8 protein-coding genes are annotated in these 7,633 nt (G+C 68.9%); 2 read left to right on the top strand and 6 right to left on the bottom strand.

Translation table 11 applies throughout. From position 1 onward, the window contains the following. The 4 genes from VE172_RS18990 to VE172_RS25815 form a co-directional block, all read right to left on the bottom strand. Positions 1-585 (bottom strand): AAA family ATPase (locus VE172_RS18990; RefSeq protein WP_324803536.1); only part of this gene is annotated, 585 nt, incomplete at its 3' end. A 46-nt stretch (positions 586-631) separates the two neighbouring features. Then, the gene (locus tag VE172_RS18985; RefSeq protein WP_324803535.1) at positions 632-1,465 is read right to left on the bottom strand and encodes an MBL fold metallo-hydrolase; all 834 of its coding nucleotides are present in this window, start codon (positions 1,463-1,465) and stop codon (positions 632-634) included. After that, positions 1,455-2,396: an MBL fold metallo-hydrolase gene (locus VE172_RS18980; protein ID WP_324803534.1), complete on the bottom strand. Its 942-nt coding sequence runs from the start codon at positions 2,394-2,396 to the stop codon at positions 1,455-1,457. The genes VE172_RS18985 and VE172_RS18980 overlap by 11 nt, the downstream gene beginning before the upstream one ends. Positions 2,397-2,405: 9 nt before the next feature. Continuing rightward, positions 2,406-3,644, bottom strand: a complete 1,239-nt coding sequence (locus VE172_RS25815; RefSeq protein ID WP_423213393.1) for a serine hydrolase — start codon at positions 3,642-3,644, stop codon at positions 2,406-2,408. A gap of 496 nt (positions 3,645-4,140) precedes the next feature. On the opposite strand from VE172_RS25815, the gene VE172_RS18965 reads away from it, so the two are divergent. Beyond that, positions 4,141-4,761 (top strand): hypothetical protein, encoded by a 621-nt coding sequence (locus tag VE172_RS18965; protein ID WP_324803533.1) that lies wholly within the window; start codon positions 4,141-4,143, stop codon positions 4,759-4,761. Continuing rightward, positions 4,758-5,396: a hypothetical protein gene (locus VE172_RS18960; RefSeq protein ID WP_324803532.1), complete on the top strand. Its 639-nt coding sequence runs from the start codon at positions 4,758-4,760 to the stop codon at positions 5,394-5,396. The genes VE172_RS18965 and VE172_RS18960 overlap by 4 nt, the downstream gene beginning before the upstream one ends. 9 nt (positions 5,397-5,405) lie before the next feature. On the opposite strand, the gene VE172_RS18955 is transcribed toward VE172_RS18960, so the two are convergent. Together VE172_RS18955 and VE172_RS18950 are read right to left on the bottom strand one after the other, a co-directional pair. Beyond that, a complete protein-coding gene (locus VE172_RS18955; protein WP_324803531.1) occupies positions 5,406-6,422 on the bottom strand; it encodes a glutathione S-transferase family protein in 1,017 nt (338 codons plus the stop codon). 65 nt (positions 6,423-6,487) lie between these two features. Continuing rightward, on the bottom strand, positions 6,488-7,600 hold the full coding sequence (locus VE172_RS18950) for a ligand-binding sensor domain-containing protein (protein ID WP_324803530.1): 1,113 nt from the start codon (positions 7,598-7,600) through the stop codon (positions 6,488-6,490). Positions 7,601-7,633: the final 33 nt, after the last annotated feature.

Below are 7,633 nucleotides of genomic sequence, written 5' to 3'. Positions count from 1 at the left end.
GGTCGCGGGCGGCGCCATCGGCGGTGTCGCCGCGGGGGCCGGGGGCGGCCACGACGCGAAGCGGGCGCCCACCGCGTCGGCCACCTCGGCGATGCCGAGCACGGTGGTGTCGATGACGGTGGCGTCCACGCCGCCGCGGTCCAGGGCGTCGGCCTCGGCCAGCACCGCGTCGATCGCGTCGTGTGACCGGCCCCGCTCGGCGACGCGACGCCGCAGCCCGTCGGCGTTGGCGCGCAGGCGAACCAGGGTGACGTCGGCGCCGGGAATGGCGGCGACGCCGCGTTCGGCGTCCACCACCCCCGACACGATGAGGCCCCGCGCGCCCGCGGCCCGGAAGTTCGCCGCCACCGCGCCCAGATTGGCCTCCTTCAGGCGGTGCCGACCCGGGTCGGCGGGCGGCTCGGGCGCCCCGTCGTCCGCGGTGGGTGCCGCGTAGCACATCCCCAGCTGGTCGATGTCCACATAGCCCACACGGGCGCCGTCGCCGCCCAGCCGCGTGAACAGCTCCCACGCCGCCGACGTCTTGCCGACGCCGGGCGGCCCGCACAGCCACAGCACCGGCATCGCGTCGTCGCTCGCATCCACGGATCCGAGTCTCACGGCCGGTCGCCGCCGTCGCAAGCCGTTTACGTCAGCCGCCGAACACGTGGCTGTCCAGGTGGTCCAGCATGATGAACCTCGACGATGGACTGACCTCGGCGACCTTCTTCTTCAATTCCTTGGCGCCGAAGATGTCCACGGCGGGTTTCGACAACGGCAGTTCGAAGTCGTCCCAGTGGGTGGGTATCACGTACTTCGGGTACCCCGTCGCCTTCAGCAGCCGCTCCTCGTAGCGGGGATAGTTCGGGTTGGCGCCCTGCATGAACATCACCGTAGGACGGATGCCCGCGATCTCCCGCTCGTGGAAGCCGGGATTGGCGACGAAGAACATCGACAGTTCCCCGAAGGTGACCAGAAAGGACAGACTGCCGCCCTCCAGCAGGTGCTTGATCTTCGTGGGCCGCCGCGGCGGTTCGCCCGGGTGGGTTCCCGCGAACAGCAGGCTCTTGTGCTTGCCGCTGACGCCGTGCGAGGACCGGAACACCTCCACGGTGTAGCCGTCGAAGCGGTAGAGCTCTCCCCCGCCGACCTGGGCCAACAGCTTGTCCGCGGTTCCCATGGCGCGCAACAGATTCAGGTGGGTCTCGGTACCGATCACCGTGGCGCCCGTCCGCTTCGCGATGTACGGCACGTCGGCGATGTGGTCGTAGTGGCCGTGCGTGATGAGCACGCAGTCGGCGTCGGTCACGTACTCGTCCACCGCCTTCTCGTCGATCGTCAACGGGGTGTCAGGATCGAACGCGCCCGGGATGTTGGCGCCGGTCTGAAACCGGGTGACCCACGGGTCCACCAGGATGGTCTTGCCCGCTCCCCTGATCTCCCAGGCGTTGGTGCCCAGCCAGCGGACGGTGATCTCAGAAGTCATGACTCTCCAGGTGATCGATGAGAATGAACGTGGAATCGGGGCTGGCCTTGGCCACCCGGTCGCGCACCGGCCTCCAGTCGATGCCCACCGCGGCGGGCTTCGTCAGCGGCTGATCGAAGTCGTCCCAATGGGACGGGATCACGTACGGCGGGTAGCCGGTGGCCTCGAGCAGTCGCTCCACATAGTCCGGCGTGTGGTCGCCGCCGGGTTGGACGAACAGGACGGTGGGGCGGATGCCGTCGATGGCGGGCTCGTCGAAGTTCGCCGAGCCGGCGTTGAAGAACGACACGTCCCCGAAGTCGAGCAGGTACGTGAGGCTGCCGCCCTCGACCAGATGCTTGATCCTGGTGGGCCGCTTCGGAACCACGCCCGGCCGGGTGCCTCCGAAGAGGATCTGCTTGTGCTCGCCGGTGGTCGAGTGGGACGACGGGAAGACCTCGACGGTGAAGCCGTCGAACTGGTAGTACTCGCCGCCCACCACCTGACCCAGTTGTTCCTCGGGGGCGTCCATGGCGCGCAACAGATTCAGGTGGGTCTCGGTGCCGATCACCGTGGCGCCCGTCCGCTTCGCGATGTACGGGACGTCGGCGATGTGGTCGTAATGGCCGTGCGTGACCAGCACGCAGTCGGCGGCGGTGACGTGTTCGTCGATCGCGTCGGGGCGGACCTCGATCTTCGTGTCGGGGTCGGCACCGCCCTGGTAGGCACCGGTGGGAAACCGGCTCACCCACGGGTCTATGAGGACCGTCGCCTTCGCCGTGGTGAACTCCCACGCGTTGGTGCCCAGCCAGCGCACCTTCACCGACCCGCCGGACGCGTCGGCGTCGGCGGGCAGCGCCAGCGGCGCGGCGGCGGCCAGCGCCGAGGCGCCCGTCAGCTTCATCAGGGTGCGGCGGCGGAGATTCGGTGTGCGGTCGGTCCCATCGCTCATGCCCGACAGTCAAGCCGCCCGCCCCGCGCTCTGTCCAATATCAACACTCGTATCGGGCGGTATCGCGATTGATATCGTCGCCGAATGGACATCATGCGGCACCTGGAGTGTTTCCTCGCGGTGGGTGAAGAACGTCACTTCGGCCGGGCGGCCCGGCGCCTGGGCATGGAGCAGCCGCCGCTGAGCCAACGGATTCGCCGCATGGAGAAGGAGCTCGGCGCCGAGCTGTTCGACCGCGGTGGCGGGCAGGTGACGCTGACCGCCGCGGGCCACGTCCTGATGAACGAGGCGCCGGAACTGTTGCGGCGCTATCGCCGGATGCGGACCCTGGTGCGGCGCGCCGCCATCCCCGAGACCGCCGAGACGCCCCGGCCCTGGTCGGAGATCTATTAAGTCGGAGTCCACCAACTCGGCGAGCCGCAGCGCGGCCCGTCCCATGGCGCGCTCCACCTCGCGCAGATTCCCGCGCGTGGTGCGCACGAACATCGCCAGCGCGTGGCGCCGCCCGTCCGGCCATTCCCACACCCCGATCTCGTTGCGCCATCCCGGAAGCGACCCCGACCTGCCGTAGGCGACGACCCCGCTGGGCAGCTGCCTGGCGAGATGGCCGCCGGTCAGCTGCCGTCCCATCCACCGGCGCAGGTCGCGCCTGATCGCCTCGGGTCCGTTCCACACCGCGGCCAGGAACTCGGTCATGTCGGACGGGGTGGAGGCGTTGGTGCGCAAGGGATCCCAGGCGCTGGTGCTGCGCAGCTCCTGGGTCTGCACCGACTTGCTCGCCAACAGCCGCGCCAGGTCGTCCAGGTCGCTCACGCCGAGGTCCCGGGCGAGGTTCTCCAAAATCGCGCGCGGCGACCCGATCAGCCAGGTGCGCTTCAGCCCGAAGCGCGCGGGCAGGTCGCGCAGGGCGCTCGAGCCGAGCCTCTGGTAGACGAGGTCGGCGGCGGTGCTGTCGGACAGCTCCATCATGAGCGCGGCCAGGTCGCCCACGGCGATCTCGGCGTCGTAGCGGAAACTCGCGGTCCCGGTGCCGCCCAGTCGATCGCGCGCTGTCACCCGCACCATGTCGCCCGGGTCGATCAGGCCCTCGTTCACCTGGCGCAGGAATTCCCAGGCGATGAACACCTTCACCACCGACATCAGGACGACCGGTTCGGCGGCGTCGACGCCCCGCTGTCGCCCGTCGTCGAGGTCGCGGATGTGCGCGTGGGCGTGGGCGCCCAGCGGCGCGAAGAGCTCGTCGAGCACGCGGGCCTCCGGAGAAATGGCGCGAAACCGCCAGCTTCGCGCTTGGCGATGTCGATAGGTATACAGGACCATGGGCGCGTGCCCGACGGACAACCCGAGATGCCCCCGAGCTGGCGGTACGGACGCTGGATGGGCTTCGTACTGGCGGTGGCCGTCTGGTTCGCGTACCCGCCGCTTGAGTGGACCGCGTTCAGGATCCTCACCCCGCGGCCCACGGAGCTGACCCTGGACGACGTCGCGGCCGCCGCGGCGAGCCACATCGCCATCGCCTTCGACGACGACATGATGCCGGTCCTGGCGACCATCGCGCCGCGTGTTTTCGGGGTGCCTCCGCTCGATACCGATTGCCCGCAGCTGGTCCGTCTCCCGCCGGTCTCGGCGAAACCCGGCCACACCATCGTGGACAGCGATCGGTTGACCTACCGATTCGCGATTCCCGAGGGTTTCTCCGCCGACCCGCAAGCCACGGACGACCCACACTCGAGATTGAGAAGCTATGGCCGAAACGGATATTTGGTGGAGCAGACGGATCGGACGCTGGGTGGCCGTCGCGCTGGCCCTGGCGTTGGCGGTGTGGATCGCACGCGAACCGCTGCTGGCGTTTGTCGATCCGCCGCCCGGCGTGCTCACCCTGGACGACATCACCGCATCACCGGCAAGCCACACCGCCATGACCTATACGGATGAGTACCGGACCGACTCCTCGGACAAACCCGAACCGGTCAGCTCGCTGCTGCCCGAGGGCTGGCGCTTCAGGCACGGCGGCCACGACGAGGCGACCCGCAAGTCCCCCAAGGCGTCCATCACCTTCAAGGTCTACCGGCAGTCGGCGGCGGTTGACGGTGCCAGCGTCGGCTTCCGGAGGTCCGCGGCGTTTCGCGACGCCTACGCCCTCCTGCGGCAGTCCGACCGAATCCCGGTCCATCCGGTGAGCCGCACCATCGCCGGGTATCCCGCCGTGGAGGTCACCGCCCGCGACGGACGGGGCCCCACCGGCCTGATCGTCTACGTGTTCGTCCACCACAGACTCGTCGTCATCGACTGCGACGGCTCCGACGACGCCGCGCTGTCCGGCTGCGCGACCGTCGCCAAGCGGATTCGGGTGAGGCACTCATGATCAGCCATTCCGATGCGGCGATCAAGCGGCGCTACCGCTACGACCGCATCACCGTGGCCCTGGTCGTGACGCCCCTGGTGCTAGCCGTCGTGGTGCGGGTGGTCGCGGCGTGGGGCGGCGATGCCGATCGCCACATCGCGCCGCCGATGGGGCCGCTGCCCTCCGCAACGCCCAGCGACACCATCGTGGACGACACGACCGTGGGTTGTTCCTTCGCCGTCCCGAAGGGATTCACCACGGACCCGAACGCACGGGGTGGGGGGCAAACGACGGTGCTTTCCGAGTCTGTCTCGCCCTCCATAGCCATGACCATCACGGCGATACCCGACGGCCCGAAGTTTTCCGACCGGACCAGCGACGCCGGGCTCGAGCGGCTGGCCGACAAGCTCACCGGTCATGTTTACGGAGACTCCAAGGTCGTCGACGGCAACCACGATGCCCGGGTGACGTGGGCCGAGGGCTACCCCAAAAAGCTCAACCTGCACTCGGTCGAGGTATTGGTCTTCCACGACAAGGAGATCATCCAGATACTCACCGAGCCCACGGGCTTCGACGGCTACCCGCATTCCCAACAGCTGCAGAAGGCCGCCGACACGGCGACCCGCAGCGTTGTATCCACGATGGAATTCACATAGGCGAGACCGCTACACCGCCCCGTGCCCGGGCTCCACGGCTTCGTCGAGCGCCGGTGGCGGCGGCGGGGTGCCGTCGCCGAAGGGCCGCCCGCCGAGTTCCTCGCGGTGGTGCGGGGTGAGCCAGTTGCGCAGCTCGGGGCCCGCCGGGACGATGCCCGTCGGATTGACGTCCCTGTGGACGATGTAGTAGTGCTGTTTGATGTGGACGAAGTCGACGGTGTCGCCGAAGCCGGGCGTCTGGAACAGGTCCCGCGCGTACGCCCACAGCACCGGCATCTCGGTGAGCTTGGAGCGGTTGCACTTGAAGTGCCCGTGGTACACCGGGTCGAAGCGCACCAGGGTGGTGAACAGCCGCACGTCGGCCTCGGTGATGGTGTCGCCGACCAGGTATCGCTGCCGCGACAGGCGATCCGACAGCCAGTCGAGGCGGTCGAACAGCGTGGTGTAGGCGCGCTCGTAGGCGGCCTGGCTGCCGGAGAACCCGGCGCGGTACACGCCGTTGTTGACGTCGGTGAACACCACCGCGTTGACCTCGTCGATCTGCTCGCGCAGCTCGTCCGGATACAGCCGCGGGGCGCCGGGGCGGTGGAACTCGCCCCACTCCAGCGACAGGTCGATGGTGAGCTGCGCGAAGTCGTTGGTGGCCACGGCGCCGGACGGCACGTCCACGATCGCCGGAACGGTGATGCCGCGCGGATAGTCGGGGAAGCGCGCGAAGTACGCGTCCTGGAGCCGTTCGATGCCCAGCACCGGGTCGCGCCCGTTCGGGTCGAGGTCGAAGGTCCAGCTGCGTTTGTCGTGGGTGGGGCCGGCCACGCCCATCGACAGGGCGTCCTCCAGCCCGAGCAGTCGGCGCACGATGATCGCGCGGTTCGCCCACGGGCAGGCGCGCGACACGACCAGGCGGTAGCGCCCCGCCTCGACCGGGTAGCCGTCGCGGCCGTCGGCGGTGACGCGCGTGGTGATGTAGTTCTGGTCGCGTTTGAAGTCGCCGGGTTCGACGTAGGTGCCAGATTCCTCGCTCATGAGGCCATGATTCCACCCCGTGTCCCGCCGCCCCGGTTGGCGCCGGGGCGGCGGGTCGACGTCGCTTAGAGGCCGTAGGCCGCGACGATGCCGTAGCTCTGCGGGTCCGGCGGGTCGCCGTCCTCGTACAGCGCCCCGGTGCCGACCATCGCGGTCGTGCCCGGGAGGTTCTCCACGGTCGCCGACTGCATCTCCTGGTCGTAACCGAGGTCGAAGGCGGTCAGCTTGCCGTCCTGGTAGTGGTAGTAGGTGTCGTCCTGTGTGGCCATCCACATGCCGCCATCGCCGTCGTCGGCGACGGCCTCGAAGCCCCGCGGATGGGTGCCGAGCTTCATGGTCCACTTGCTACCGTCCCAGTGGGCCAGCAGCGACTGCTCGTCCGGGCCCTCCTCGTCCTCGCAGGCCATGGTGCCCACGGCCCACACGTCCTTGGACGACCGCGGCAGGACGTCGGTGAAGTACGCCTCCTCGCAGTTGCCGAGGTCGACCTTCGGCACCTTCATCGAGGCCCACTTCTTGCCGTTCCAGCGGTCCACAGTAGGCTGCGTGCCGTCGCTGCCGGCGGCGTACACCTCCTTGGAGCTCACCGAGTCCATGCCGCGCACGGCATAGGAGGCACCCGAAACGTCCTTCCAGGACTTTCCGTCGTAGTGCTTCATGGTGCCGTGCGTTCCGTCGCCCGAACCGTCGCCGCTCAGCCACACGTCGTCGGACGCGATGGCCTCGACGTCGGTCGGATTGACGGAGCCGAGCTGGGAGGTGCCCCACTTCTTGCCGTCGTAGTGCAGCATGACGGCACCGTCGGCACCCTCGCCGCCGGCCCACACGTTGTCGGGCCCCGACGCATCGGCGATGTCGGGATCCACAGTCGACCCCTTCGGGGCGGACTTCTCCGTCCAGGTCTTGCCGTCCCAGTGCGTCAGACGGGTGGCGGACTTGTCGCCCTCGGTGGAGTCCTTGCTACCGAACGCCCACACGTCCTTGGCGCCGCCCACGGCGATGCTGCGGTACTGCCCGCCGATGTCGTCGCTGCCGTACACGGTCTTCCACGTCGCGTCGGCGTCCTTGTTGCCGTCGGCCTGAGCCGACCACGGTGACATCACCACGGTCGCGGCGATCACCGCCCCCGCCGCTACCGCGGACGGAATCGCCCACCGATGGTGCTTCTTTCCTGCCATAGAGTCTCCTCGGTCGTGTCCGCTTCGCAAAAG

Source organism: Stackebrandtia sp. (genome assembly GCF_035643755.1).
Lineage (GTDB): Bacteria > Actinomycetota > Actinomycetes > Mycobacteriales > Micromonosporaceae > Stackebrandtia.
The sequence above is the reverse complement of the archived record's forward strand: the minus strand, read 5'-3'. Positions and strand labels throughout refer to the sequence as shown.